Genomic DNA, 26,320 nt, shown 5'->3' with positions numbered 1-26,320 from the left:
GCTGCCCGACCTGCCGATCAGCCCGCATCCGAACTATGTGACCCCGCAAGGGTTGGCCACGCTGCAATCCCGGCTTGCGGCGCGGCAGGCCGATCTGCAAAAGCTGCGCGCCCGGGCTGAACGGCTGGACAAACAGCCCGAAGCCGCCGCGATGCGCGACATCCGGTATCTCGAGGCGCGGTTGCGGTCGGCCATCGTCATCGACCCCGCACGACAGGCGCTACGATCGGTGGCCTTTGGCCTGGCTGTCACGGTGCAGGATGAGGCGGGCCAGACTGCGCGCTATCAGATCACCGGCGAAGATGAGGCTGATGCCGGGGCTGGCCGGATAGCGCCACAATCGCCGCTGACGCGCGCATTGCTTGGGGCCGAGATCGGCGACGAGGTGATCTGGCGCAAACCATCGGGCGATCTGCGCCTGATTGTTACCGGGATTGACCGGCCATGATCCGCGCCCTTTGCCTTGCCGAAGACCGCGAGGCGATCTGGCACCTGATGCGCGATAGCGCCGATTACATCTGGATGGAGCGCGAAGAGCCGCCATTGCCATACCTTGTGGACGAGTTCTTCAGCGACGCGCCGCCCGGTCTGTCTGCCGCCGATGGCTACCGTGCCGGGCTGTTCGAAGGCGAGCGGCTTCTGGCGCTTGCAGACCTGTCGTTCGGCTTTCCCAATCCGGGCGACAGTTACCTTGGCCTGATGATCGTGCCAGCGGCGGCGCGCGGGACCGGGGCCGGGAAACGCCTGTTGCGACATCTGGAAGAGGTGGCCCGCAGCAAGGGCGCTGCCGCGATGTATCTGGCCGTGCTTGACGTAAACCCGCGCGGCCGCGCCTTTTGGCAACGCGAGGGGTTTGCCCCTACGGGCGCGCATGGAACCGTGACGTTAGGGCAGAAAACGCAAACGGTTCAGCGCCTTGGAAAGCCGCTCTGACGGGTTCCGATCAGCACTCCGGCGCAAACCAGCAAAGCCGCCAGCCCAAAGCGCAGGCTCACCGCTTCGCCCAGAAACAACACTCCGGCAGCAGCCGCGATGATTGGCACTGTCAATTGCGCCAGGCCGGCCCGTGCGGCACCAAGTTCTGGCAGCACCCTGTACCAAAGCGCATAGCCCAGGCCCGACGTCACCGCCCCCGACAAGACTGCCAGCGCAACACCCGCAAGGCTCCAATGGCCGGGCATGAGCAACGCCAGTCCAACCAATCCGGGCGCCGCCAGCCCAAAGTTTGCCGCTGTCGCTGCCAGCGCATCCGTCTGCTTGCGCCCGGCCAGCGAATAAACCCCCCAGCCCACCCCGGCCACCGCCATCAAGACCGCATGCAAGCCACTTGGTGCCACACCAGCCGGGGCCAGAAGGACAACAAGCCCGCCAAAGGCCACCCCCGCGCCGGCCCAGCGCCGAGGTGGCACCGCCTCGCCGCCAATCAACGCGCCGGCAAACATGGTGATCTGCACCGTGCCGAACAGGATCAACGCGCCCGTCCCCGCGTCCAGCGCCACATAGGCCAGCGAAAACCCTGCCAGATACGCGGTCAGACCGGCAACACCAGACCCGCGCCCCACCCATCCGGCCCAAGGACGACCCTGCAGCGCCATCAGCCCCACCAACGCCAGCGCCCCCGCACCGCAGCGCAGTGCCACAAACAGCATCGGGTCGATCAGCCCCTGCCCGACCGCCATCCGGTTCAAGACCGAGTTTCCGGCAAACGCAACCATCGTCACGCCCGTCAATCCCGCCAGCCGCACCCCGGAACTGCGCTTGCTCTTTGCAAAAATACTCATCTTGACCCGAGCCATCGCGGCCCTGCCGCGCTGGCGAGACACAGGATTTGCGGCGGAACGCCGCTCCGCAAAGTCACCGCCTCAGAGCTGCGCAAAGGCGTCGGGATAGATCACCCGCGCGTCCGGCACATCCTCGCCAGGCCGCGCCAACAAGGTCACCGCCGGTGGATAGGGGGTCAGCAGCCGCGCGGCGCGATCCTGAGAAAAGCCCGCCCGCCGGTAGAACGACGCTCGCCCGATCACCACCACGCTCTGCCCCTTGATCGCCGCCAGCCGCAACACGCCTGCCACCAACCGGGTGCCAAGACCCCTGCCTTGCCATTCCGGCGCCACCGACACCGGTGCCAAGGCCAGCCAGCCAGCCGGTTCCACCAACCACGACAGCGCCAGATGCGCCACGATGGCATCCTCGAACGCCATCACCACCTCAGTCTCGACCAGTCCCTCTGCACGTAACCGGTGCATCAAGGCGGCCTCTTGCGGCCCCGGAAAGGCATGGCGCAACAGGGTGTCGATCTGGGCGTGATCATCCGGGCGCGCAACGCGAAAGCTGTCTGGGCCAGTGGCAGAGCCAGCCTTGAGGCCGGTTGCGCGGCCCCCCTTCACGGCTTTCAGTTGAACACCGGGGGCAGATAGTGGCCAGTCCACCAGGCGTGATCGCTGGTAAAGCGGATCAGCACCTGCGCCGCCCCCGCCAGCACCCCTGCACTGCCCACCAGCATCGCAACGGTCTTCACACCCGACGCTTCCGCCCCGCGTTCGGCGAACAGCAGCACCGCAAGGATCACCGTCATCACTGCATCAAGGCTCATGCTGAAGATCGCATAGCCTGATGACGGGAACTCGCCCGCAGGTATCGCGAGTGCGGTGAACAGCCCAAACCCAAGGACCACCGCCATCAGAAAGATCACCAGCCTGTTCTGCTTGCCTGCGTTTGCCGTTGCCATCATCCACCCCTTCCCCTGTGATGCCCGAAAGCTAGCGGGGCTGCGGCCTTGGCGCAAAGAAAAAGGGCGCACCGAAGTGCGCCCTTTTCCCGATCTGCCTTTTGGGCAGTATCACATCATGCCGTCCATGCCGCCCATGCCGCCCATGCCGCCGCCGCCCATGCCGCCGCCGGACTTCGGCTCCGGACGATCAGCGATCATGGCTTCGGTGGTGATCAGCAAGGATGCAACCGAAGCTGCATCTTCCAGCGCGGTGCGCACGACCTTGGCCGGGTCAATCACGCCGAACTTGAACATGTCGCCATATTCTTCGGTCTGCGCGTTGAAGCCAAAGGTCTTGTCGTTCGATTCGCGCACTTTGCCTGCGACAACCGATCCGTCGACGCCCGCGTTCTGGGCGATCTGACGCAGCGGAGCTTCCAGCGCCTTGCGGACGATGTTGATGCCGTTGGTCTGGTCGGCGTTTGCGCCAACCATGCCTTCAAGCACCTTGCCCGCCTGGATCAGCGCCACGCCGCCGCCAACCACGATGCCTTCTTGAACGGCAGCGCGGGTTGCGTTCAGCGCGTCATCGACACGGTCCTTGCGCTCTTTGACTTCGACTTCGGTCATGCCGCCGACCTTGATCACTGCAACACCGCCGGCCAGTTTGGCCACGCGCTCTTGCAGCTTTTCACGGTCGTAGTCCGACGTGGTGTCTTCGATCTGCTGACGGATCTGCGCCACGCGTGCATCGATTTCGGCCTTGTTGCCAGCGCCGTCGATGATCGTGGTGTTATCCTTGGTGATCGAGATCTTCTTGGCTTTGCCAAGCATGTCGATGGTCACCGATTCCAGCTTCATGCCCAGATCATCGCTGATCACCTGACCACCGGTCAGAATGGCGATGTCCTGCAGCATCGCCTTGCGGCGATCACCAAAGCCCGGCGCCTTGACGGCAGCGATCTTCAACCCGCCGCGCAGCTTGTTCACGACCAGCGTGGCCAGTGCCTCGCCTTCGACGTCTTCCGAGATGATCAGCAGCGGGCGCTGCGACTGGATCACCGATTCCAGCTGCGGAACCATCGGCTGCAGCGACGAGAGCTTTTTCTCGTGCAGCAGGATCAGGCAATCTTCCAGATCCGCAACCATCTTGTCGGCATTGGTCACGAAGTAGGGCGACAGGTAGCCGCGGTCGAACTGCATGCCTTCAACGACGGTGGTTTCCGTCTCAAGACCCTTGTTCTCTTCGACGGTGATGACACCCTCGTTGCCGACCTTCTGCATCGCTTCGGCGATTTGCCGACCGATTTCCGTCTCGCCGTTGGCCGAGATGGTGCCGACTTGCGCCACTTCAGCCGTGTCCTTGACCGGACGCGATGCTGCCTTGATCGCGGCCACAACCTTGACCACTGCCATGTCGATGCCGCGCTTGAGGTCCATCGGGTTCATGCCCGCGGCCACGGCCTTCAGGCCTTCCTTGATGATGGCTTGCGCCAGCACGGTCGCGGTGGTGGTGCCGTCGCCGGCCTCATCATTGGTGCGGGAAGCGACTTCCTTCACCATTTGCGCGCCCATGTTCTCGAACTTGTCAGCCAGTTCGATTTCCTTGGCAACGGTCACGCCGTCCTTGGTGATGCGCGGCGAGCCGAAGCTCTTGTCGATCACCACGTTGCGGCCTTTCGGGCCCAGGGTCACCTTCACCGCATCGGCGAGGATGTTGACGCCGCGCAGCATGCGGTCGCGGGCATCGGTGTCAAATTTGACGTCTTTCGCAGCCATGTTACAGACTCCAGTTCAAAGGATTTCGGTAAGGTGCGCGGATGCACGCACCATGGAAAACGGTGGTTCTCAGGCGATGATGCCGAGAATGTCGCTTTCTTTCATGATCAGCAGCTCTTCGCCGTCGAGCGTCACTTCAGTGCCCGACCATTTGCCGAACAGGATGCGATCGCCAGCCTTGACCGACGGGGCGATCAGCTCGCCCGAATCCTTGCGTGCGCCCGGACCGGCGGCAACGATCTCGCCCTCGGCAGGCTTTTCCTTGGCGGTGTCGGGGATGATCAGACCGCCCTTGGTCTTGTCTTCGCCTTGGATGCGGCGGACCAATACGCGGTCATGCAGCGGTGTGAAAGCCATCTGGGTATACTCCCTTGAGTTTCCAGGTTGAGTGATCTTAGCACTCACGGGGTGCGAGTGCTAACGAAGCGTGAGGTAGGCAAGGGCAGCGCCAAAGTCAACACCCCGACCCCACGTAACGCGCCTTTTCGCTTTGTATTTCGGCGCTGGAATGCGACGGTAACCCTGCGCAACAGAATCCGAGGCCCCATGTCCCGCATCGCCGCTTGTCTTGCCGCTCTTGTCCTGCTTGCCACCCCCGTTACGGCCCAATGTGTTGGCGAAAACCTGTTCGACCGGATGCCCGAGGCGGATCGTGCAGCCTTGGAAACCGCCGCAGATGCCGTGCCATTTCCCAAAGGGAACTTCTGGCGGGCAACACGCGGCAGCGAGGTGATAACGCTGGTCGGCACTTACCATTTCGACGACCCACGGCATAACGCCACTCTGGCGGCCGTTGCCCCCGTGATCGAAACCGCGACCAGTGTTCTGGTCGAGGCCGGGCCTGACGAAGAAAAGGCACTGTTGGCGTTGATGGCGCAGGACCCCTCGCTGATGATGATCACCGAGGGGCCGTCGTTGATCCAGCAGATGTCGCCGGAGCTGTGGTCAAAACTGTCTGGTGCATTGTCACAGCGCGGTATTCCCGGCTTCATGGCGGCAAAGTTGCAGCCCTGGTACGTGAATGTCCTTCTTGCGGTGCCGCCCTGTGCGATGGCCCAGATGAGCAACCCCAAGGGGCTGGATGGCCTGGTGATCGACACTGCCGAAGCGGCGGGCGTGCCGGTCAAGGCGCTGGAGCCGTTCGATACCGTGTTCAAGGTGTTCGACCTGATGACCGATGCCGACCAGATGGCGATGATCGAAAGCACGCTGGCGGTGGAAGACAAATCCGAGGATTTCTCGATAACCCTGGCTGACAGCTATTTCGCCGGTGAAAGCCGCCTGATGTGGGAACTTATGCGCGACATTGCGCACAAGACGCCGGGCTTTAGCCGCGCGCAGGTGGATGCGGAATTTGCACGTATGGAAGAGGCCCTGATGGCCAGCCGCAACCGCAACTGGATTCCAGTGCTGGAAAAAGCCGCAGCGACCGGCCCGGTGTTTGCCGCCTTCGGGGCATTGCATCTGCCGGGACAAGAGGGAGTGCTGGCCCTGCTGGAGGCGCAAGGCTTCACGATCGAGCCGCTGCCGCTGTAAATGACCGCAGGCCCGTTCTTTCGCGGCCACCGCGTGGTGCGGCTTTACGTTCTGGACTTGGGCCTGTTCGAGGTGCGCGGCGGTGAACGGGTGATCGGCATTCCGGGCTTTCTGGTGCAGACCGACCGGGGGGCTAACCTGCTGATCGACACAGGCTTTCCCCCAAGCTATGCAACCGATTCCGGCATTGCGGCGCGCGATGGCCTGCCGGGTTTCGGGCGGCTGATCGACTTTTCCGCCCGCCAGACCGCAGTGGGGCAACTGGCGCTGCTGGGGCTGCGCCCTGAAGATATTGACCTGGTGGTCCTTAGCCACGGCCATATCGATCACGTCGGATCGCTGCCGCTGTTTCGTTGCCCAGTGCTGATGACCCGGACCGAACGCGCAGATCCGCGCCCGTCCTATTTCGGTAAGGCGCGGCCGATGGTTTGGCCGGAAACCGTGTATCACCTGATTGATGATGATACAGATCTGTGTGCCGGACTGACGCTGATTCCCACCCCCGGACATACGCCGGGGCACCTGTCGGTGCGGGTCGCCTTGCCTGAAACCGGCCCGGTAATCCTTGCCATCGACGCGATCAACCGCGCCTCCGAACCTGCCGAGGGCTTTGCCGATGCGGCTGATCCGGTGGCGGCGCAGGCCTCTGCCGCGCGCTTGTTTGGGCTTGCGGCGGACGGCGGGCTGCTGATTTTCGGGCACGACCCCGCGCAGTGGCCGGGGCTGCGAAAAGCCCCGGCCTTTTTCGCTTAGCGCTGCCCGGATTTGCCCGGAAGCAGGTTCCTCTTCATCGTCAGCCGCGCAAATTGCTGGGCTTTCGGCGGTTTCAGGCTGCTCAGGTCAAAGCCCTTCGGCTTTGCTTTGGCATTGGCCAACGGTTTCTGCCCCGCTTCGGCAGGTGTGGGTGGAAATTTCGGCATGTCTTGCCTCTTGGTCTGAGTGGACTGTCTGGCCGCGCACTCCGGCACGGCAACCTTGCACCCCGAAGGGTTTACTGCATCTGGTCCATTGTCAGGGCACTCCTCGCGGTGATTGCCATCGTCCCGCAGCCGTTGCGGCGCGGTGGGTTGATACCCACTTGGGGGTTCAGACGGTCAGGTCCATTGTCAGGGCACTCCACTTGCGAGGCCCTCATGTTACCGCAGCCCTGCCCGCGTGACAATCGCCGCAGCCTCGCCTATACCGCGCCACAAATCCAATTCTGAAGGTTTCCACGCATGACCACTCTCGTCTTCGGCCACAAATCCCCCGACACAGATGCCACGATGTCCGCCATCGTCTGGGCCTGGTATTTGACCAACCGGCGCGGCGGTGATGCCCAACCGCGTCTGCTGGGCGAGCCGAACACCGAAGCGACCTTCGTGCTGAAACACTGGGGCTTTGAAAAGCCCGAGATCATCGCCGACGTGGCCGCCGGGCAAGACGTGGTGATTGTCGACACCAACAACCCCGCTGAACTGCCGCCGTCCATCAACGACGCCAACATCATGGCGATCATCGACCATCACATGCTGGTGGGCGGGCTGAAGACCAAGACGCCAATCAACATCGTGATGCGGCCGCTGGCCTGCACCGCCACCGTGATGCACGACATCATGGGTACCGACGTGGCAGGCCTTCCGCGCGAGATCAAGGGCGCGATGCTGTCATGCATTGTATCCGACACGCTGGCATTCCGTTCGCCCACCACCACTGACCATGACCGCGCCGTGGCCGAAAAACTGGCGGCCGACGTGGGTGTGGTGATCGCGGATCTGGCCGCAAAGATGTTTGAGGCGAAGTCCGATGTGTCGGCCTTTTCGGACGCGGCGTTGTTGCGGATGGACAGCAAGGAATACAACGTCGCGGGCAAGGAATTGCGCGTATCGGTGCTTGAGACCACCGCGCCGAAGGTGGTGCTTGACCGCAAGGCCAGTCTAATGGCCTCGATGGTCGACGTGGCGAAAGAGGATGGCGCGGATCAGGTGCTGCTGTTCGTCATCGACATCATCCGCGAAGAAGCGACGCTGCTGGTGCCGAACGATCTGGTCAAGCAGATGGCCGAAGCGTCGTTCGGGGTGCAGGTAACCGGCGACACGGTGGTGATCCCCGGCCTGATGAGCCGCAAAAAGCAGATCATCCCGGCACTGAAGCTGTAACAAGGCTGGCGCGCGGGTCGGTCCCGCGCGCCGCCTGATCGTCACATGACCTCGGACAGTTTCACGCTGCGCCCCTCGGCCACCGATTTCAGCGCCGCTTCTGCCAGAGCCAGCGCCATCAACCCGTCCTCGCCCGTGGTCGGCGTGGCGGTGCCGTGCTGGACCGCGCCAACAAAGGCCGCGATCTCGTTGGCATAGGCCGCGATGTAGCGGGTCATGAAGAAGTTCAGCAGCGGCGCGTCGTGGAAGCCCGACTTGTCGGCAAAGGTCATCCGGTGTTCGCCATGGTTCTGCGCCGCGACCATGCCACTGGAACCCAGCACCTCGATCCGCTGGTCATAGCCATAGGCGGCACGACGGCTGTTGGTGATGATCGCCTGCCGTCCGCTGGCCGTGCGCAGGATCACGTTGACGCTGTCATAATCGCCAAGCTCGCCAATCTTGGGGTCGGTCAGCACCGAAGCGGCGGCTTGCACGGTTTCAACCTCTTCGCCCAAAAGCCAGCGCGCCATGTCGAAATCATGGATCGTCATGTCGCGGAAGATTCCGCCCGAACGGGTGATGTAATCATGTGGCGGTGCGCCGGGGTCGCGGCTGGTGATCGTCACCATTTCAACGGCGCCGATCTGGCCGGCATCGATCGCGGCCTTCACCGCCATGAAATCCGGGTCAAAGCGGCGGTTGAAGCCAACCATCAGCGTGCCCTTTTCAGCCTTCACCACCTTCAGGCAGGCGGCGACGCGCGCCAGCGACAGATCAACCGGCTTTTCGCAGAACACTGCTTTGCCGGCCTTGACGAACCGCTCGATCAGGTCGGCATGGGTGTCGGTAGGCGTGCAGATCACCACGGCATCCACGTCCTTCGAGGCAAGGATTGCGTCGATGCTGCGGATGTCACAGCCATAGGCGGCCTTGACCACTTCGGCCGCCGCAGCGACCGGATCGGCGATGGCCACCAGCCGCGCGCCGGGGGTTCCGGCAACGGCGCGGGCGTGGACCTGCCCGATACGACCGGCCCCGAGGATGGCAAAGTTCAGCGTCATTTCTCGTTCCTTGCTTGCGGGTCGCTGCCCGCGTTGTTCCAGTCAAAACACATGCGCCGCTCATAGCGCCACGGCAAGCTGGTGGCAAACGGGCGGCAAGCGGTGCTCAGGCCGCGCCTTCGTACTCGGCCCCGGTCTTGGCACCGGTGATGTAGGCGACCACGTCCTCACCGCTCGTTTCTTCCTTGCGCAGATTGGCCACGATGCGGCCCCGCCGGAACACCACGATCCGGTCCGTCAGATCGAACACTTGCCGCATGTTGTGGCTGATCAGGATCAACGGCTCGCCCGCCTCTTTCAGCGTGCGGATGATATTTTCGACCTGCGCGGTTTCCTGCACGCCCAGCGCTGCGGTGGGTTCGTCCATGATCACCAGCTTGGATTTGAACGCTGCGGTGCGCGCGATGGCCACGCATTGCCGCTGCCCGCCCGACATGTTGCGGATGGTGTTCATCAGGTTCGGGATCTTGACCCCGGTCTTGACCAGCGCCGCCATCGCGGCCTCGCGCATTCCCTTCTTGTCGAGGATCGAGAACGGGCCAAGGTTGAAGCGGATCCGTTCGCGACCCAGAAACAGGTTTGACGGCACGTCCAGATCGTCGGCCAGCGCCAGCGTCTGGAACACCGTCTCGATCCCGGCTTCGCGCGCCTCGATCGGGCTTTGGAACATGTGCTCCACCCCGTCAAAGATGATCTGGCCTTCGGTCGGCTTTTCGACCCCGGTGATCTGGCGCACGAAGGTAGACTTGCCTGCGCCGTTGTCGCCCATGATCGCCACATGCTCGCCGCGCCGCAGGGCAAAGTTCGCCTGTGTCAGCGCATGCACACCACCGTAATGCTTGGTCAGGCCGCGGGTTTCCAGAATGATGTCGGTCATTATCCGCGCCCCCGCTTGGTTTGGCGCCACTGGTCCAACACCACGGCGCCGACGATGATCAAGCCCTTCACCATCTCCTGGTAATAGGCGTCAAGCTTGAGGAACGTGAACCCCGAGATGATGACGCCAAAGATCAGCGCGCCAAGGCAGGTGCCGATGATCGACCCGCGCCCGCCCTGCAGGCTGACGCCGCCGATCACCGCCATGGCGATGGCGTCCAGTTCGTACATCACCCCCATGCCGGCCTGCGCAGTCAGGTTCTTTGACGACAGCACGATGGCCGCAAGTGCAGCCAGCGCGCCCGCAATCGTATAGACCAGCACCTTGTGACCGGTGACATTGATCCCCGACATCCGCGCCGCCGCCTCGTTCGAGCCGATGGCATAGCAATGCTTGCCGTATTTCGTCTGGGTCATGATCAGATGAAACAGCACCGCCAGAAAGACGAAAATTAGCACCGGCATCATCCCCTTGCCGATGGTGGCATAGCTTTCGGTGGGGAAGGAAATCGGGTTGCCTTTCGACCACCATTTGGCAAAACCGCGCGCCGATACCATCATGCCAAGCGTGGCGATGAACGGCGGGATGCGGGTATAGGCAATCAGCGCCCCATTCACCAAACCGGCGAAAAGCCCGCAGCAAAGGCCGACCAGAATCGGCACGATCACCGGCAGGTCCATCCATTCCGACCCAAAGATCGCTTTGGGGTTTGGGTTGCCATTGACCACGGCCACCTGTGCAAAGCTCATCGCCACCATCGCGGTTACGCCAACAATCGAGCCGGACGACAGATCAATCCCCCCGGTGATGATGACCTGCGTCACCCCCAGTGCAATGATGCCGACGATGGCGACCTGCAGGATGATGATCTGCAACCGCTGCTCGTTGAAAAGGGTGTCCAAGTTGTCGCGGGTGTTGAACAAAAAGCTGTCACCGATGAACAGTTGGCCAAGCAGCTCGAAGGCCACGATGATCAGAATCAGGGCGGCCAGCACGTTCAGTTCGGGTGGGCGGGTGCGCTTTCTTGCGTCGTAGGACAGCCCTCCAATTCCCTCAGAAGTCTTGGCCATGTTTCGCCCCTTCCATTAAGGTGTCGTACCGGGCTGTCCAAATTGGACAGGCGCAGGGGTAAAAGGGCGGCGCTGGTGCACCGCCCTTTCGACTATGTCTGCAAGGATCAGTTCTTGGCCAGATAATCCGCGACGTTGGCCGGGGTCACCAGTTCAAACGGAATCCAGACCGCCTGATCGACAGCTTCGCCGGCTGCCAGCTTGACGGCTGCATCCAGTGCGCCCGAACCCTGCGCCTTTGCGTTCTGGAACACGGTCACATCCAGATCACCTGCCTGCATCGCCGCCAGTGCATCTTGCGTTGCGTCGACGCCACCGACCTGCACAGTCGCCATGTCGATGCCCGCTGCCTTCATCGCCTGAATGGCGCCAATTGCCATTTCGTCGTTGTTGGCGATGACGCCATCAAATGCCGCACCCGAAGACAGCCAGTTGGTCATCAGCGAGGTGGCTTGATCGCGGCTCCAGTTTGCGGTCTGCTGATCGATCACGTTGACCTTGACCTTGCACTTGCCGGCCTCGATCACGTCATAGATATCTTGCGTGCGCTGCACTGCGGCCTGGTTCGACAGCTCACCCTGCATGACATAGACGTTGACTTCGGTCTTGCCTTCAGCCGCCCAGTTGTCGCACAGCGCGATGGTTTCCAGGGTGCCGCTGTCCACCTCGTTCGAGGCGACGAAAGCCTGGTTGTCGGGCAGCGTGTCAAGGTTGATCGGCTGGCGGTTCACATAGACCAGCGGCACACCAGCCGCAGCGGCTGCATCGGTCATCGCCTGCGTGGCCGAGGTGTCAACCGGGTTGACGATGATCGCCGTGACGCCCGAGGCGATGAAGTTGTTGATCTGGTCCAGCTGCTTGGCGACGTCGTTCTGCGCGTCTTCAATCTGCACCGACAGGCCCGAGGCATCGGCCTGAGCCTGAAGGCCGTTGCGAAGAACCGTCAGAAAGTTGTCGTCAAACGCCGCCATTGACACACCGATGCCGTCAGCCATGGCAGTGGTCGACATCAGTGCAACGACGCCAGCAGCGAGTAGGGTCTTAGTCATGGTTCACTCCTCCCAGAGATAGCCTGCCATTCCGTTCGGCAGGATTAGTTTGCTTCATTTCCCCCCGCCGCACCTGAATGGCACGATCCGGGCGACTCGATCAGCCCTCTAAGGCAGGCTGAAGAAGTTCCTGTGTGCGGTCAAGCGATTCTTGCAACCGGTTGCAAATCGACTGAACAGTTGGCCGCTGACCGCTCATGCGGTTTCCATGGAAAGATGATCCATGCTCGCCCTTAGTGCAGCGCCGGGATCGGACAACGCATGAACCGACGTCGCAAAGGCCTCGAAGGAGATGGGGCCGGTGTAGCCCGCCGCCTGCAGCGCACGGATCTGACCGGCGTTGCCAAGAACGTCGTCCCGATCCACCAGCACGCGGTGGGCGTCGGTCATCTGGCCCAGAGGCACGGCTTGATCGACCACGCCCGAGATGTGGATGATGCCGGTATGGGCAGGGAACAGCGGTCCGCCATGGGCCAGCGTGTGATGAAAGGTGTCGTGCACCAGCTTGAAGCGACCGGTGCCGCCTATTGCCTCAATCGCCTCAACCGCCTCTGACTTGTAGCGCAAGGCGCAGATCTCGAAGCCGAGCGGTTCGACCATGCCGACCAGACCGTGATCTTCCAGCATCGGCTTCAGCGCCTTCAGCGCCACGCGCAGCGCTGCCTGACGTTCGCCGTTGCCCATGCCAAGATTGTCGTTGCGCGGGATCAGTGAAACCGCCTCCGCGCCCGCCGCCTTGGCGATGCGCATCAATGCCAACGCTTCGGCGGCCTTCGTTTCGGACCAGTCATTGAACCGCTTCACCTCGGCCACAGCCAGAAGACGCAGCCCCTTTGCCTGCGCCATCGCCCCGGCGGCCTCGGGCGTCATCCCGTCGAACAGCGGTTGCGGCAAATCGTTGCGAACCTCGACCCCGACCATCCCAAGATCAGCAGCCAGATCCAGCAATGCGCTGTAACCAAGCCGCGCAACCGTCATGTGATTGAGCGCAAATGCCGTCATCCCTCAGGCCTCCCCGCCGTCGTGGTGCAGGCACAGACCATGTCGGCCTGATCAGTGTGCGTCAATCGAGCACAGATGTTTCTTCGTCATATCTGACGAACTTCAAGTCAGCCCATGATGGATTTACATCAAACAGATTCGGGCAAATACAGATCTGGTTGCAGGAAATGCTGGCCCTGTACCGGCAGGATGCCATTCTGCACCGCAGTTGCCGCAAGGGTCACGAGGTCGTTGCAGAGCCGGGTCAACGGCGTCGCGATCGCCATACTGACATAGCGCGAGATCAGCGCCGACCGGCTTTCCGGGGTCAACTCGTTCACCACCAGGGCCACTTCGCCGGGCTGGCGCACCTCGCGGAGCGCCGCAATCGCGCCCTCCATGCCGCCCCCGGCGCAGTAAATGCCGCGCAGATCGGGGTGGCGGCCCAACAGATCCAGTGTCGCTTCATACGTCAGTTGCCGCGTCTCAAGGTTGACCAGCGTGTCGAGAATGGTGAACTGCGGCGCATATTCGTGGAAATAGCTGCGAAAGCCGGTTTCGCGCAGTTCGTGGCCATGCCAGCGGTAGCCGCCGACAAAAACAGCAATCTTTCCAGACTGATGCGTTGTTTCAGCAATCAGATGGGCCGCGATCCGCCCGATCTTCATGTTGTTCAGGCCAAGATAGTTCTGCCGCACCCCCTGGGCAAAGTCGTTCAGCAGGGCAAAGCACGGAATGCCCTTGCCATTCAACCGGATCACTGCCTCTGTCACCTCTGGGTGGGTCACGGCTGTTGCGGCAATGGCATCGACGCGGCCCGCCATGCCCTCGATCAGACTGGTGAAGTCAGATGGCGTCTGGGAGGCAGCAAACTCGATCACCGCCGACGCGCGCAGACCGGTGGCTTCGGCCACCGCGCGCTCGATCTCGGCTTTGAAGCTTTGGTAAAAGGCCTGGCGCTCCTTGTGCAACACGACCCCAAGCCGGAGGCGCGGCTGGTCCATGTGCACCCGTTGCCCGATCAGCGCGGCGGCGTGGTACCCGACCAGACGCGCCGCCTCATAGACGCGCCGTGCGGTATCCTCGCGCACCTTTTCCCGTGCGTTCAGCACGCGGTCAACGGTCGCGGAGGACACTCCGGCCTCACGGGCGACATCGTGGATGGTAGGTCGATTGGCCATGCTGAACCCTGACGAAAAACGATCATTCCTGTCGAATTGATGATGGGTTTTGATGGAAGTTGCAATCACCGCTATTGGTAAACCCGGGCAAGTCGGACTATCGACGAATCAACGGGCCGCGCGACTGGCCCGCAAGACAGGGATGATACCATGGCCACACGCGACTATAGCCTTCTGGGAACCGATGCGCGCCGCGCGGTGGAAACCGGGCTTGCGGCGGCGGAGTGGTATCACACCGATGTGCCGCGCAAGGACATGAAGGCGCTGATGCAGCGCGACGATAGCCCGGCGATCCGTGACACCATCCTTCTTTACGGCGCGATGATCCTTTTCGCGGGCCTCGGCATCGCGCTTTGGCCCAGCCCTTGGTCGGCGCCGTTCTGGCTTGCCTACGGGGTCCTGTACGGCAGCGCGTCGGATTCGCGCTGGCACGAATGCGGTCACGGCACCGCGTTCCGCACCGGTTGGATGAATACCGTGGTCTACGAGATCGCTTCGTTCATGATCATGCGCAACTCCGCCACCTGGCGGTGGAGCCATGCCCGCCATCACACCGACACCGTGATCGTTGGCCGCGACCCGGAGATCGCCGTAATGCGCCCGCCGGAACTGGCCAAGGTGATCCTGAACTTCTTCGGCATCATCGACGTGATCCGGTTTTTCCCGAACATGGTCTACAACGCCCTGTACGGCCCGAACGCTGAAGAACGCACTTTCGTGCCCGAAAGCGAATGGGGCAAGGTGCGGCGTGTGGCCATCCTCTACACCGCGATCTATGCGGCCACGCTGGCGCTGGCCATCTGGATGCAATCGATCCTGCCCCTGATGGTCATTGGCCTGCCACGGATGTACGGCGCGTGGCATCACGTGATGACCGGCCTTTTGCAGCACGGCGGGCTGGCCGACAACGTGACCGACCACCGCCTGAACAGCCGCACCGTGCTGATGAACCCGGTGAGCCGCTTCATCTACTGGAACATGAACTACCACGTCGAACACCACATGTTCCCGATGGTGCCCTATCACCGCATGCCAGAGCTGCACGCGCGGATCAATTCCGATCTGCCGGTGCCGACCCCTTCGATCGCCGCCGGCTATGCCGAGATGTGGCCCGCGTTCAAGCGCCAGCTGATGAACCAGGACTATTTCCTAAAGCGCGACTTGCCGCCAACCGCGCGGCCTTACCGCGAAGATTTCCATCTTGGCGCCCTTGGCGCAGCCGAATGAGGACGTGATGACCGAATGGATCGACGCCTGCGCCACCGATGACATCGAGGAAGAAGACCTGATCCGCTTTGATCACGGCAGCCAGACCTTTGCCATTTACCATTCACCGGAAGGGGATTTCTTCGCCACCGCCGGCAGGTGCACGCATGAAGAGGTGCATCTGTGTGATGGCCTGGTGATGGGTCATCTGATCGAATGCCCCAAGCACAATGGCCAGTTCGATTATCGGACCGGTGAGGCGAAGCGGGCCCCGGTTTGCGTCAACCTCAGGACCTATCCGGTCAAGGTGGTCGGCGGGCGCGTCTTTGTGGGGGTGGCATGATGGCCTTCGCCCCGTCCATCCGCCACACCGTTGCGTCGCTGCGGGCGGGGCGTGGCCAGCCTTACGCCATGCTGCGGGTCGAGACGCTGGATGAGGCCGCCGCCGCCGAAGCTGCAGGGGTGGAGCTGCTGTCGGTGCCGCCAGCGATGGTGCTTGATCCGCGTTTTCGCGCTGTCGCCCCCGGTGCCTTCATCTTTCCCGGCGACAATTTCTACGAGATCGGTAGCCCGGATGACTTTCTGCGCTGGGCGATGCCGCTGATCAAGCATGGTGCGGATGGCGTCTATTGTTCGGGGTCGCTGGCCACGGTGCGGCTGCTGGCCGATCATGCGGTGCCGGTCTGCGGCCATGTCGGGTTGATCCCGTCGAAGCGTACCTGGACCGGCGGCTTCCGCGCTGTCGGCAAGACGCTGGATCAGGCGAAATGGATCTGGGATGCCTGCGTCGCACTGGAAGACGCCGGCGCCTTTGCCGCCGAGATCGAGGTGGTGCCTGCGGCGATCACGGCGGCTATCGCGGCAAAGACCTCGCTTTTCCTGATATCAATGGGGGCAGGCGCGGGTGGCCATGCGCAGTATCTGTTCAGCGATGATATCCTTGGCCAGAACCGGGGCCATGTGCCGCGCCATGCCAAGGCCTATGCCAACCTTGCCGCCGAATATGACCGGCTGCAGGGGTTGCGGGTGCAGGCGATGACGGCCTTCGCGGCGGATGTGCACGGGGGCACCTATCCGTCGGCCCCCTATCTGGTCGAGGCCGAGGCAGAAGTGGCGGCAGAGTTTTCCGGCTGGCTGGCCCGGCAGTAGCCGCTGGCCATTTGCGATCATCCGCCCCATGTGGCATTGCAAGGCATCAACCGCCCTTGCAGTCAGGTGCCCGCATGACCCGTATCCTCTCCGCCCTATCCGAAGTCGCTGGCCGCTATGACGCGGTGTTCTGCGATCTTTGGGGCTGCCTGCATAACGGAAAGGCGGCCTTTCCGGCGGCAGTTGCGGCGTTGCAGGCCTACCGGGCAGATGGGGGCGTCGTGGTGCTGCTAACCAACGCGCCCCGCCCGAATGCCAGCGTGATCACCCAGCTTGACGGGCTTGGTGTGCCACGCGATGCGTGGGATGCAGTCGTCAGTTCCGGCGATGCGGCACAGATGGGGATGCTTTCGGGCGCCGTCGGGCAGCGGGTGTTTCACATCGGTGCGCCGAAGGACGAGGTGTTTTTCACCGAATTTGCCGATGATCTCGCCGCCTATGCCGCGACAAGACCCCCGGTCACCCGCGTTTCGCTGACTGAGGCGGAAGGCATCGTCTGCACCGGTCTGGTCAATGATCTGACCGAAACGCCTGCCGATTATCGCGCGCAACTGCTGTTGGCCAAGACCCGTGGCCTCAAGATGCTTTGCGCCAACCCCGACATCGTCGTCGACCTTGGTGAAAAGCGGCTCTATTGCGCCGGCGCGCTGGCCGAGGCGTATCAGGCGATGGGCGGCGAAGCGTTGTATTTCGGCAAACCGCATCCGCCAATCTATGACCTCGCGCGCCGTCGGCTTGCCGCCATCTCGGACCGGGGCGATCCGCAGATCCTGTGCATCGGCGACGGAATTGCCACGGATGTGCAGGGCGGCATGGCCGAGGGGTTGGATACCCTGTTCGTCACTGGCGGGCTGGCGGCCGACCAGTTCGGGGCCGATCCGGCGAACCCTGACGGTGGCCTGCTTGACGACTGGCTGGAGGCCAAGCAACTGTCCGCGACCTTTGCCGTCGGGTACCTGCGATAGATCCCATCAGTAACATTATTGCTCAATGGTCGAACAATTCGCACACATCTTGCGCAAAGAATTTGCGCCGCGGTGCGGCATGCGCTAAGGTCGCCCAAGATTTGCAGGATTCGCCCAAATGCTGGACAATATGCCCCGAGGCACGATCTGTATCGAAGACATCGAAATCGGCATGACCCGGCATTTGACGAAAACCGTCACCGACCGCGATATCCAGCTGTTCGCCGAGGTGTCCACCGACCATAATCCGGTGCATCTGGACGACGCTTATGCCCGCGACACGATCTTTGAGGGCCGAATTGCCCACGGAATGCTGACCGCCGGCCTGATTTCAGCCGTGATCGGTGAACAATTGCCGGGCCACGGCACCGTCTACCTTGGCCAGTCCCTGCGCTTTCTGGCCCCCGTCCGGCCCGGCGATACCGTGCGCGCCGAGGTGACCGTGACAGCAATTGACCACGCCAAACGGCGGGTCACCCTTGAAACCCACTGCGCAGTCGGTAAAACCGTGGTTCTCAAGGGTGAGGCGCTGGTTCTGGCGCCAAGCCGCAAGTTCGACTGACGGGGCCAGGCCCCGAACCCCGGGGCAGGATGCAGCTTTACAAGACGTGGCAAGGGCTTGATCCAAAGGTCAGGGGCGCTTCTGTGGCGATGGGCAATTTCGACGGCCTGCATCTGGGCCACGGATCAGTCATCGATCTGGCCCGTGGGTCGGCGCCACTGGGCATCGTTACCTTCGAGCCGCATCCCCGCGAATACTTTGCGCCCGACAGCCCGCCCTTCCGGCTGATGAATGCGGAAGCCCGCGCCAACCGGCTGGCCAAACTGGGGGTGCAGCGGTTGTTCCAACTGCCGTTCGACGCCACGCTTGCGGGCCTGACCCCCGAGGAATTCGTCCGCGACGTGCTGGCCGATGGCTTGGGAATTTCGCATGTCGTCGTGGGGTCGGATTTTTGTTTCGGCAAGGGCCGCAAGGGCAAGGCCGCCGATCTGGCGGCGCTTGGTGAGACGCTTGGCTTTCGCACCACCATTGCGCCGTTGATCGCGCAAGCAGGCCGCGAAATCTCGTCCACCGCGATCCGCTCGGCATTGACCGAAGGCCGCCCGCGCGACGCCGCCGACATGCTGGGCCACTGGCACAGGATCGAGGGCGCGGTGCTGCACGGCGAAAAGCGTGGCCGCGAGCTTGGCTACCCCACCGCAAACATGAGCCTTGCCGGCCTGCATCTGCCGCGCTTTGGGGTGTATGCGGTGCTGGTCGACATCCTGACCGGCCCGCAGGCTGGCAGCTATCATGGCGCCGCAAGCCTTGGCGTGCGGCCGATGTTCGGGGTGAATACGCCAAACCTTGAAACCTTCCTCTTTGATTTCAAAGGTGATCTTTACGATCAGCACTTGTCGGTGGCTCTGGTCGATTTCCTGCGACCGGAACTGAAGTTCGACGGGCTGCCCGCCCTGATTACCCAGATGGCCGCCGATTGCGACCTTGCGCGGGAAATCCTCGTCGCGCTTTGATCTGCACCCTCACCCCCTTCCCTTTCCCCACCCAACCGGGCACCTTCCGCGCATGACAAAACTTCGCCCCAGGTTCTGGGAAACCGTTCCACTTGCCAAGATGACGCCCCCCGAATGGGAGGCGCTGTGTGACGGCTGCGGCAAATGCTGCCTGAACAAGCTGGAGTTTGAGGACACCGGCGAGGTCGCCTTTACCCGCGTCGCTTGCCGGTTGCTGGACGGCGAGGCGTGCCGGTGCAGCAAGTACGAGACGCGGCGCCAATACGTGCCGGAATGCGTGTTCCTGACGCCAAAGACCTTGGCGAAGGTGGCCTACTGGATGCCGCAGACCTGCGCCTACAAACTGCTGCACCAAGGCAAACCCCTGCCAGAATGGCACCCCCTGCTGACCGGAGATCCGGAAAGCACGCATGCCTCGGGCAATTCCGTGCGCGGCTGGACGGTGCCGGAGTTTTCGGTGCCGGAAGAAGACTGGGAAGACTATATCATCGAGGAAGGCCCCTGATGTTTTTTGCCTCTGACAACACCTCTGGGGCGGCCCCGGAAGTGATGGCCGCCGTGCTGCGCGCCAACGATGGCTATGAAACGTCATATGGTGCCGATGCCGCGATGCAGCGGGTGACTGCCGCCGTGCGCGCACTGCTGGAGGCGCCAGAGGCCGCTGTCTATCTGGTGGCAACCGGTACTGCGGCGAATGCGCTGGCCTTGGCCACCTATTGCCCGCCCTGGGGCGCGGTGTTCTGCCATCAGGACGCACATATCGCCGTCGACGAATGCGGCGCGCCAGAGTTTTATACCAATGGCGCAAAGCTGGTGCTGGTGCCGGGCGACCACGGCAAGATGACGCCAGATGGCCTGGCCGAGGCGATGGCGCGCACCGGCGAAGGTGGCGTGCACGGCGTGCAGCGGGGCATGCTATCGGTAACCAACGTGACCGAGGCAGGCACCGTCTACACCCCGACCGAGGTAGCCGCGTTGACTGCGCTGGCGCAAGCCAAGGGCCTGCCCTCGCATCTGGATGGCGCGCGTTTTGCCAATGCGCTGGTGGCCACCGGGGCGACCCCGGCCGAAATGACCTGGAAGGCCGGGATCGACGTGCTGTCTTTTGGCGGCACCAAGAACGGCTGCCTAGGGGTTGAAGCCGTGGTGATGTTCGACCCCGTGAAGGCCTGGGAGTTCGAGCTGCGCCGCAAGCGGGGTGGGCATCTGTTTTCCAAGCATCGGATGCTGGCCGCCCAGTTCGAGGCGTATCTGCAGGACGGCCTGTGGCTCCGGCTGGCGGGGCAGGCCAATGCCATGGGCGCGCGGCTGGCCAACGGTCTCGCCGCCATTCCGGGCGTGGTGCAAAAGCACCCTGTGCAGGCCAACATGATGTTCCCCGAATGGCCTGCGGGAGGGCACACGCGCGCCCAAGCCGGTGGTGCCCAGTACTATGCCTGGGACCTGCCCGATGGCCGCGAAGGCGCGCGTCTTGTCACCTTATGGAACACCACCGAGGCGCATGTCGACGGGTTTCTGGCCGCACTCCGCCCTTGAGTTCCATTTCTGAAGATTTCCAGAGAGCGACGCTACAACCGGGCGCTCGACGAAAACCCACCAGCGTCTTGCGCAACTTGCGGCAGTTCACGCCCGCCAGTGCCCATCAAGCCCGTCGGGAGCAGACCCGAGATACTGTGACGCCCCGTTTCCGGTGTCATTGCAAAAACAGCGCGCTGAAACCCATGCTTCTCGGGCCCGTCCTTTTGACCGGACTTCTGCCAACTGCGGCCTCTGCAGACTTCTCTGGCACGGGCACCAACGATGATGGCCGCCTGACGCAAGGCAAACGCGACTGCGACTGCGACTGCGCCAAACCCGGCTCAGCTTGCGTCGAGATGCATCTGCACTGATCGCGCCACGTCACCGGGGTGCGTTATCGGCACCATATGCTCCGCCCCCTGCACGATCAGCCGTGTCACCAACGGCAGCCGCGCACAAAGCGCGGCTTGCACTGCGTGGATGATTGGCGGGCTGTCGCCGCCTTCAATCATCAGCACCGGCACCCTGATCGCTTCCAGCCCACCGGGGCGCAGCAAGCCCGCCGTATCGTCAAGCAGCACGTCGTTCTGCGCAGCGATCAGATGAATGCGCGCAATGATGGCACCCTGCTGCCGTGCCGACAGGTCGGCAAAAGCCTCGCCCGTGCCCCATCTCGCGTGAAACAGCGCCGCCGCCTTTGCGCGGTCACCATTGGCAATCAGCAGCGCCACTGTCCGATGTTCGGAAAGCAACGGCGCGTAGGTCGGATCGTCTTTGGCGGCAGCAAAGATCACCGGCTCCACCAACACCAGTGACCGTACAAGATCCGGTCGTTCCAAGGCGATCCGCAGCGCCACTGTCGCCCCGAAAGAATGCCCGATCAGGTCAACAGGTTCGCCGGTACCCGCCAATTCCGCTATTGACGTCGCGACCCGCGCGGACAGCGCATGAAAATCCTCCCGCCCGTCCCAGTCGCCAGACTTGCCATGCCCTGGCAGGTCGGGCGCCGTCACCGACACACCCGTTAGCCGTTCAGCCAGCCCCGACCACATGCCCGAATGCCCAAGCGAGCAGTGCAGCGCCAGCACCCTGCGCGCCCCGCCCCGCTCCCAGACCCGCCACGCGGTTGGATGCCCGGCAATCAGGGCCTCAGGCACTCAAAGTTTTCCGGACAAAAACAGGTCCAGGTCCTCAAGCCGGTCCTGCCCCCAAAACCGTTCTTCGCCAACAATGTAGAACGGCACGCCGAAGACCCCGCGCGACACCGCCTCTTCAAGGTTGGCAGCATAGGTTTCGGCCGCAGCCAGCATGTAACGGTCGGCCACGGACGGATCAAACCCGTGCTGCGCCAAGAGATCCTTCACCACCTCGTCCTCCGCAATATTGCGGCCCTCGGCCCAGACGGCGCGCGGAAAGGCCTGGACCAGACCAGCCAGATCCCCGCCGCCTGCCTTGGCCGCTGCGATGATTGCATAGCTGGCGGGTGCTGGGTTCACCGGAAAGAACGGTGCTGGCATCAACAGCGGCACGCCCCGTTTTTTCGCCACCCGCCGCATCTCCTGCAAGCGATAGGCTTTGCGACTTTCATGCCGTTCGGCAAGCAACTGCCCTCCGGTGCGCGGAAACAGCGCCGGTGCATCAATCGGGATGTAGCGGACTTCGGCAGCGTGGCGCGCGGCAATAGCCTCGAGTCCAGCGCCGGCGAGGTAGGTAAACGGCGACATCGGTGCAAAGAAGTAATCAATCTGCGCCATTTGTGGTCCCTTTCCCGGGTCACGGTTTGCAAGACCCTATCTCGGTGATAAGCGGTGTCAACGCAACGCGCCACCGCGACCGGAGCCCCCTGAATGTCCACCATCACTGAACCGAAGCTGATCGCCGGAAACGCCAATCAAACGCTGGCAAAATCCATCGCGCGCCGCATGTCGATGCACCGGGGGATGAGCGTGAATCTGGTCGATGCGCGGGTCGAACGGTTCAACGATCAGGAAATCTTCGTCGAAGTGTTCGAAAATGTGCGTGGTGAAGACATGTACATCATCCAGTCCACGTCTAACCCGGCGAATGACAATCTGATGGAATTGTTGATCATGACTGATGCGCTGCGGCGGTCATCGGCCAGCCGCATCACCGCCGTGATCCCTTATTTCGGTTATGCAAGGCAAGATCGCCGCGCCAAGGCCCGCACGCCGATTTCTGCCAAGTTGGTTGCCAACCTGATCACCCGGGCGGGTGTGGACCGCGTGCTGACGCTGGATCTGCATGCGGCCCAGATTCAGGGGTTTTTCGACATTCCAGTGGACAACCTCTATGCATCGCCAGTGTTTGCCCTGGATATCGAACATCATTTCAAGGGCCAGATGGATGACATGATGGTGGTGTCACCCGATGTCGGTGGCGTGGCGCGCGCGCGCGAACTGGCCAAACGGATCAACGCCCCTCTCGCGATTGTCGACAAACGCCGCGAAAAGGCCGGCGAGATCGCCGGAATGACAGTGATCGGCAGTGTCGAAGGCAAGAAATGCATCATCGTGGACGACATCTGCGATACCGCCGGAACGCTGTGCAAGGCGGCAGAAGTGCTGATGGAACAGGGCGCCACCGAAGTGCACAGCTACATCACCCATGGCGTGTTGTCCGGCCCGGCAGTGGAGCGGGTCCAGAACTCGGTCATGAAATCGCTGGTCATCACCGACAGCATCGAGCCGTCAGAGGCGGTCCGCAATGCCCGCAACATCCGCATCGTGCCCACTGCCCCGATCTTTGCCCAGGCGATCCTGAACATTTGGGGCGGCATGTCGGTGTCGTCACTGTTCGAGACTGATACCCTCATTCCGATCTATGAGGGTCTGTATCAGCGCCCCTGAGCTGTTCAACACGGGTAAGATCATCTTTCAAGGCCAATTCTGCCAACTTTGGGTCACAATCAGGCGGCAGATTGCATACTGTTCTCAAGATGTGGAAAGATGATGCAGCTGACCGCCAATCGATCCCGGATCCGTGTGATCCTGCGTGAGCATGCTCTGCTGATTGGGCTTGTCGGGATTTACGTGCTTATCTCTCAGTCCTTCGGCATCGCTTTCAATGTCAGCGTCGACACCGAGATGGGCGGTGCGCTGTTCTGGAACTTTTCCAGCATGCTGCCCTCAATGGCCTATTTCCTGCTGATCGGTCGGTTCGTCTATATGCGTTATGTGATCAAGCCGCCGAACCAGATCGAATGGTTCAAGGCAGACATCCGCGCGATTGTCACCGATCCGCATCGGTTGCTGAACGGCCTGATCGGCACGGTGCTGATGGTCCTGGTGCTGGTGTCGTTTGCACAGCTGAAACGGCTGATCCCGACGATCCACCCTTTCTCGTGGGACGAAGCGTTCATGGCGCTTGATCGGGTCTTGCACTTCGGGGTTCATCCCTACGAACTGGCGCACGCGGTGTTTGGCAATCCTCTGATCATCACTGCTGTGACCGGCGCCTATAACGCGTGGCTTTTCCTGCTGTATTTCGTGCTGTTCGCCACCTGCTTTTACACCGGCAACCCACGGCTCCGGATGCAGTATTTCGTCGCTTTCATCCTGACATGGGCGATCGGTGGCAACCTGCTGGCCACAGTCTTTTCTTCGGCGGGACCGGTTTATTATGCCCGTCTCGGCCTTGGCGACACGTTCGCCCCGCTGATGAACCTGTTGAACGCCCACGCCAGCGCCGCGCCGATATCGGTGGTCGAGACGCAGAATCTGCTCTGGGATTTCTATTCGCGACCCGGCAGCCTAAGCGGGATCTCGGCGATGCCCAGCATGCACGTTGCCAGTTCCGTGCTGATGGCGATCTATGCGGCGCGCTTCGGGCGTTGGCCCGCTATCTTTTTCGGGGCATTTGCCACGACGATCATGCTGGGATCGGTGCTGTTGGCCTGGCACTACGCGATTGACGGATATCTTGGGGCGCTGGTGGCATACGGCGCGTGGAAGCTGTCAGGCTGGATCGTAGCGCGCGATATCTGGGGTCTTGCGGAAACACGCCAGGATTAGGCGTCCTAAAGGTCGCTCACACCACATCCCAGTCATCGTCATCACTGACAGGGCCAATCGCGGTCCAGTCAGCACGGATGCGCGCGACCCGGGTATCACCCCATGTCCGGAACACGATCTGAAAGCCCTTCGTGGTCACATTCTCGGCGCTGATATCGGCACGCGAATTCACCTTGTGGTCCATGTCCCACATCGAAATACCAACCATCACAGCGGGAACTTCACCAAAGCTTTCCTTGAAGCGTTGCACATGGCGCACTTCGCGCGGGCCGCTTCCGGCCCACATCGTCCCGTCGTTCGCAAAGTCCGAGAACAGGACTGTCGAGCCCTGCTCCACACCGATCTTGCCAGCAAATCGCTTCATTACAGACCCACACACCCGATACGATTACAGATCTAGAGTATGGCGTTTCTTGCAACAAAAAGAAAAGACCCCGCTTCTCAGCAGGGCCTTCAAGAAATCCAGCTTGGTCTCAGAGCCCCGCCGACAGCCGCATCGCGTTGAGATCGGCGACCGTCTTGTCAGCAGCGTCCTTGTCGGAATTCACTGCCGCCGCCTCGCAAGCATCTGCCACCAGCGCATCCAGCGTGGCAGGCGTCAGCTCTTCCAGCGGCACCGCACGTTCGGCAAGCACCGACACGCTGGTGGCACTGATCTCGGCAAAACCACCGGTCACCACATAGGCTTTGGTGCCATCAACACCAATCACCCGCAGCACACCGGGGCGCAGGGTGGTGATGGTGGGGGCATGCCCCTCCATCGCCGTCAGATCGCCCATCGCACCGGGAATCTGCACTTCGGTCGCTTTGACCGAAGCCAGCCGCCGTTCCGGGCTGACCAGGTCGAATTGCACAGATCCTGCCATCACTGCCCCCTCAGGCCGCAGCCGCAGCCAGTTTGGCGGCTTTGGCTTTCACTTCTTCGATGTCGCCGACCATGTAGAAGGCGGCTTCCGGCAGGTGGTCATACTCACCCGCAACCACTGCCTTGAAGGACGAGATGGTCTTTTCCAGCGGCACCTGCACGCCGGGGCTACCGGTGAACACCTGCGCCACGTCGAACGGCTGGCTGAGGAACCGCTGAATCTTGCGCGCGCGCGCCACGGTCAGCTTGTCCTCTTCCGACAGCTCGTCCATGCCCAGAATGGCGATGATGTCCTGCAGCGACTTGTAGCGCTGCAGCATGCCCTGTACCGAGCGCGCCACGTCATAGTGTTCCTGCCCCACAACCAGCGGGTCAAGGATCCGCGAGGTCGAGTCGAGCGGGTCAACGGCCGGATAGATGCCAAGCTCCGAAATCGCGCGGCTGAGAACCGTCGTCGCATCGAGGTGCGCGAACGAGGTTGCCGGCGCGGGGTCGGTCAGGTCGTCTGCCGGCACATAGATCGCCTGCACCGAAGTGATCGAACCCGCCTTGGTCGAGGTGATGCGTTCCTGCAGCGCGCCCATGTCTGTGGCCAGCGTCGGCTGATAGCCCACGGCCGACGGGATACGTCCCAAAAGGGCGGACACTTCCGAACCGGCTTGGGTAAAGCGGAAGATGTTGTCGACGAAGAACAGCACGTCCGTGCC

The 26,320-nt window shown here is 62.4% G+C and carries 31 protein-coding genes and 1 pseudogene; 15 read left to right on the top strand and 17 right to left on the bottom strand.

Features of this window, described 5'->3' with window-relative positions:
* Position 1: 1 nt before the first annotated feature.
* Positions 2-448 carry a GreA/GreB family elongation factor gene (locus RMO18_RS17695; protein ID WP_309667693.1) on the top strand — a complete coding sequence of 149 codons (447 nt, stop codon included), beginning with the start codon at positions 2-4 and terminating at the stop codon, positions 446-448.
* Positions 445-933 carry a GNAT family N-acetyltransferase gene (locus RMO18_RS17690; RefSeq protein ID WP_309667691.1) on the top strand — a complete coding sequence of 163 codons (489 nt, stop codon included), beginning with the start codon at positions 445-447 and terminating at the stop codon, positions 931-933. Before RMO18_RS17695 ends, RMO18_RS17690 begins: the two co-directional genes overlap by 4 nt.
* On the opposite strand, the gene RMO18_RS17685 is transcribed toward RMO18_RS17690, so the two are convergent.
* The 5 genes from RMO18_RS17685 to RMO18_RS17665 all read right to left on the bottom strand — a co-directional run bounded on the left by RMO18_RS17685 (position 909) and on the right by RMO18_RS17665 (position 4,846).
* The gene (locus tag RMO18_RS17685; RefSeq protein WP_309667689.1) at positions 909-1,781 is read right to left on the bottom strand and encodes a DMT family transporter; all 873 of its coding nucleotides are present in this window, start codon (positions 1,779-1,781) and stop codon (positions 909-911) included. The two genes, RMO18_RS17690 and RMO18_RS17685, sit on opposite strands and share 25 nt — an antisense overlap.
* A gap of 81 nt (positions 1,782-1,862) precedes the next feature.
* Positions 1,863-2,387: an N-acetyltransferase gene (locus RMO18_RS17680; protein WP_309667688.1), complete on the bottom strand. Its 525-nt coding sequence runs from the start codon at positions 2,385-2,387 to the stop codon at positions 1,863-1,865.
* Between the two features lie 5 nt (positions 2,388-2,392).
* On the bottom strand, positions 2,393-2,728 hold the full coding sequence (locus RMO18_RS17675; RefSeq protein WP_309667686.1) for a hypothetical protein: 336 nt from the start codon (positions 2,726-2,728) through the stop codon (positions 2,393-2,395).
* A 111-nt stretch (positions 2,729-2,839) separates the two neighbouring features.
* Positions 2,840-4,489: a chaperonin GroEL gene (gene groL, locus RMO18_RS17670; protein ID WP_309667684.1), complete on the bottom strand. Its 1,650-nt coding sequence runs from the start codon at positions 4,487-4,489 to the stop codon at positions 2,840-2,842.
* Between the two features lie 69 nt (positions 4,490-4,558).
* Positions 4,559-4,846: a co-chaperone GroES gene (locus RMO18_RS17665; protein ID WP_309667683.1), complete on the bottom strand. Its 288-nt coding sequence runs from the start codon at positions 4,844-4,846 to the stop codon at positions 4,559-4,561.
* A gap of 189 nt (positions 4,847-5,035) precedes the next feature.
* Between RMO18_RS17665 and RMO18_RS17660 the strand changes: the two genes are divergently transcribed.
* Complete coding sequence (locus RMO18_RS17660; RefSeq protein ID WP_309667682.1) at positions 5,036-6,025, top strand: TraB/GumN family protein; 990 nt, start codon at positions 5,036-5,038, stop codon at positions 6,023-6,025.
* Positions 6,026-6,778, top strand: a complete 753-nt coding sequence (locus RMO18_RS17655) for an N-acyl homoserine lactonase family protein (protein ID WP_309667681.1) — start codon at positions 6,026-6,028, stop codon at positions 6,776-6,778.
* Here the strand turns inward: RMO18_RS17655 and RMO18_RS17650 are convergent.
* Positions 6,775-6,945, bottom strand: a complete 171-nt coding sequence (locus tag RMO18_RS17650; RefSeq protein ID WP_309667679.1) for a hypothetical protein — start codon at positions 6,943-6,945, stop codon at positions 6,775-6,777. The genes RMO18_RS17655 and RMO18_RS17650 overlap by 4 nt on opposite strands.
* Before the next feature lie 297 nt (positions 6,946-7,242).
* On the opposite strand from RMO18_RS17650, the gene RMO18_RS17645 reads away from it, so the two are divergent.
* Positions 7,243-8,163 (top strand): manganese-dependent inorganic pyrophosphatase, encoded by a 921-nt coding sequence (locus RMO18_RS17645; RefSeq protein WP_309667678.1) that lies wholly within the window; start codon positions 7,243-7,245, stop codon positions 8,161-8,163.
* Positions 8,164-8,204: 41 nt separating this feature from the next.
* Here RMO18_RS17645 and iolG read toward each other — a convergent pair whose 3' ends face one another.
* The 6 genes from iolG to RMO18_RS17615 all read right to left on the bottom strand — a co-directional run bounded on the left by iolG (position 8,205) and on the right by RMO18_RS17615 (position 14,364).
* On the bottom strand, positions 8,205-9,206 hold the full coding sequence (iolG, locus tag RMO18_RS17640; RefSeq protein ID WP_309667676.1) for an inositol 2-dehydrogenase: 1,002 nt from the start codon (positions 9,204-9,206) through the stop codon (positions 8,205-8,207).
* A gap of 106 nt (positions 9,207-9,312) precedes the next feature.
* Positions 9,313-10,083: an ATP-binding cassette domain-containing protein gene (locus tag RMO18_RS17635; protein ID WP_405054105.1), complete on the bottom strand. Its 771-nt coding sequence runs from the start codon at positions 10,081-10,083 to the stop codon at positions 9,313-9,315.
* The gene (locus RMO18_RS17630) at positions 10,083-11,153 is read right to left on the bottom strand and encodes an ABC transporter permease (RefSeq protein ID WP_309667675.1); all 1,071 of its coding nucleotides are present in this window, start codon (positions 11,151-11,153) and stop codon (positions 10,083-10,085) included. The genes RMO18_RS17635 and RMO18_RS17630 overlap by 1 nt, the downstream gene beginning before the upstream one ends.
* Positions 11,154-11,260: 107 nt before the next feature.
* Positions 11,261-12,202: a substrate-binding domain-containing protein gene (locus RMO18_RS17625; RefSeq protein WP_309667673.1), complete on the bottom strand. Its 942-nt coding sequence runs from the start codon at positions 12,200-12,202 to the stop codon at positions 11,261-11,263.
* Between the two features lie 195 nt (positions 12,203-12,397).
* Positions 12,398-13,204 (bottom strand): TIM barrel protein, encoded by an 807-nt coding sequence (locus RMO18_RS17620; protein WP_309667672.1) that lies wholly within the window; start codon positions 13,202-13,204, stop codon positions 12,398-12,400.
* A gap of 128 nt (positions 13,205-13,332) precedes the next feature.
* Positions 13,333-14,364, bottom strand: a complete 1,032-nt coding sequence (locus RMO18_RS17615) for a LacI family DNA-binding transcriptional regulator (protein WP_309667671.1) — start codon at positions 14,362-14,364, stop codon at positions 13,333-13,335.
* 150 nt (positions 14,365-14,514) lie between these two features.
* Between RMO18_RS17615 and RMO18_RS17610 the strand changes: the two genes are divergently transcribed.
* The 8 genes from RMO18_RS17610 to RMO18_RS17575 all read left to right on the top strand — a co-directional run bounded on the left by RMO18_RS17610 (position 14,515) and on the right by RMO18_RS17575 (position 20,735).
* Positions 14,515-15,591, top strand: coding sequence for a fatty acid desaturase family protein (locus tag RMO18_RS17610; RefSeq protein ID WP_309667670.1), 1,077 nt, complete (start codon positions 14,515-14,517; stop codon positions 15,589-15,591).
* A gap of 7 nt (positions 15,592-15,598) precedes the next feature.
* Positions 15,599-15,913, top strand: a complete 315-nt coding sequence (locus RMO18_RS17605) for a MocE family 2Fe-2S type ferredoxin (RefSeq protein WP_309667669.1) — start codon at positions 15,599-15,601, stop codon at positions 15,911-15,913.
* Positions 15,910-16,719 (top strand): 3-methyl-2-oxobutanoate hydroxymethyltransferase, encoded by an 810-nt coding sequence (locus RMO18_RS17600; RefSeq protein ID WP_309667668.1) that lies wholly within the window; start codon positions 15,910-15,912, stop codon positions 16,717-16,719. Before RMO18_RS17605 ends, RMO18_RS17600 begins: the two co-directional genes overlap by 4 nt.
* 74 nt (positions 16,720-16,793) lie before the next feature.
* The gene (locus RMO18_RS17595; protein ID WP_309667666.1) at positions 16,794-17,684 is read left to right on the top strand and encodes a TIGR01459 family HAD-type hydrolase; all 891 of its coding nucleotides are present in this window, start codon (positions 16,794-16,796) and stop codon (positions 17,682-17,684) included.
* A gap of 118 nt (positions 17,685-17,802) precedes the next feature.
* Positions 17,803-18,246 (top strand): MaoC family dehydratase, encoded by a 444-nt coding sequence (locus RMO18_RS17590; protein WP_309667664.1) that lies wholly within the window; start codon positions 17,803-17,805, stop codon positions 18,244-18,246.
* Between the two features lie 29 nt (positions 18,247-18,275).
* Positions 18,276-19,199, top strand: coding sequence for a bifunctional riboflavin kinase/FAD synthetase (locus tag RMO18_RS17585; protein WP_309667663.1), 924 nt, complete (start codon positions 18,276-18,278; stop codon positions 19,197-19,199).
* Positions 19,200-19,251: 52 nt separating this feature from the next.
* Positions 19,252-19,704 carry a YcgN family cysteine cluster protein gene (locus RMO18_RS17580; RefSeq protein WP_309667661.1) on the top strand — a complete coding sequence of 151 codons (453 nt, stop codon included), beginning with the start codon at positions 19,252-19,254 and terminating at the stop codon, positions 19,702-19,704.
* Complete coding sequence (locus tag RMO18_RS17575) at positions 19,704-20,735, top strand: beta-eliminating lyase-related protein (protein ID WP_309667660.1); 1,032 nt, start codon at positions 19,704-19,706, stop codon at positions 20,733-20,735. Before RMO18_RS17580 ends, RMO18_RS17575 begins: the two co-directional genes overlap by 1 nt.
* Positions 20,736-21,058: 323 nt before the next feature.
* Here RMO18_RS17575 and RMO18_RS17570 read toward each other — a convergent pair whose 3' ends face one another.
* Complete coding sequence (locus tag RMO18_RS17570) at positions 21,059-21,874, bottom strand: alpha/beta fold hydrolase (protein WP_309667659.1); 816 nt, start codon at positions 21,872-21,874, stop codon at positions 21,059-21,061.
* Positions 21,875-22,471 carry a 2-hydroxychromene-2-carboxylate isomerase gene (locus tag RMO18_RS17565; protein ID WP_309667658.1) on the bottom strand — a complete coding sequence of 199 codons (597 nt, stop codon included), beginning with the start codon at positions 22,469-22,471 and terminating at the stop codon, positions 21,875-21,877.
* A 93-nt stretch (positions 22,472-22,564) separates the two neighbouring features.
* Between RMO18_RS17565 and RMO18_RS17560 the strand changes: the two genes are divergently transcribed.
* Positions 22,565-23,584 carry a ribose-phosphate pyrophosphokinase gene (locus tag RMO18_RS17560; RefSeq protein ID WP_309667657.1) on the top strand — a complete coding sequence of 340 codons (1,020 nt, stop codon included), beginning with the start codon at positions 22,565-22,567 and terminating at the stop codon, positions 23,582-23,584.
* Positions 23,585-23,683: 99 nt separating this feature from the next.
* Positions 23,684-24,748 (top strand): phosphatase PAP2 family protein, encoded by a 1,065-nt coding sequence (locus RMO18_RS17555; protein ID WP_309667655.1) that lies wholly within the window; start codon positions 23,684-23,686, stop codon positions 24,746-24,748.
* Between the two features lie 16 nt (positions 24,749-24,764).
* Here RMO18_RS17555 and RMO18_RS17550 read toward each other — a convergent pair whose 3' ends face one another.
* From RMO18_RS17550 to RMO18_RS17540, 3 genes and pseudogenes are all read right to left on the bottom strand, one after another.
* Positions 24,765-25,112: an H-type lectin domain-containing protein gene (locus RMO18_RS17550; RefSeq protein WP_309667653.1), complete on the bottom strand. Its 348-nt coding sequence runs from the start codon at positions 25,110-25,112 to the stop codon at positions 24,765-24,767.
* A gap of 109 nt (positions 25,113-25,221) precedes the next feature.
* Entirely contained in the window at positions 25,222-25,614 is a 393-nt protein-coding gene (locus RMO18_RS17545) for a F0F1 ATP synthase subunit epsilon (RefSeq protein ID WP_309667652.1), read from the bottom strand.
* A gap of 10 nt (positions 25,615-25,624) precedes the next feature.
* Positions 25,625-26,320, bottom strand: a pseudogene (locus RMO18_RS17540) (F0F1 ATP synthase subunit beta); the annotation flags it as partial.

The organism is Tabrizicola sp. (assembly GCF_031377265.1).
In the GTDB taxonomy this organism is placed as follows: domain Bacteria; phylum Pseudomonadota; class Alphaproteobacteria; order Rhodobacterales; family Rhodobacteraceae; genus JAUYQR01.
This window is presented reverse-complemented; position numbering and strand designations above follow the sequence as displayed.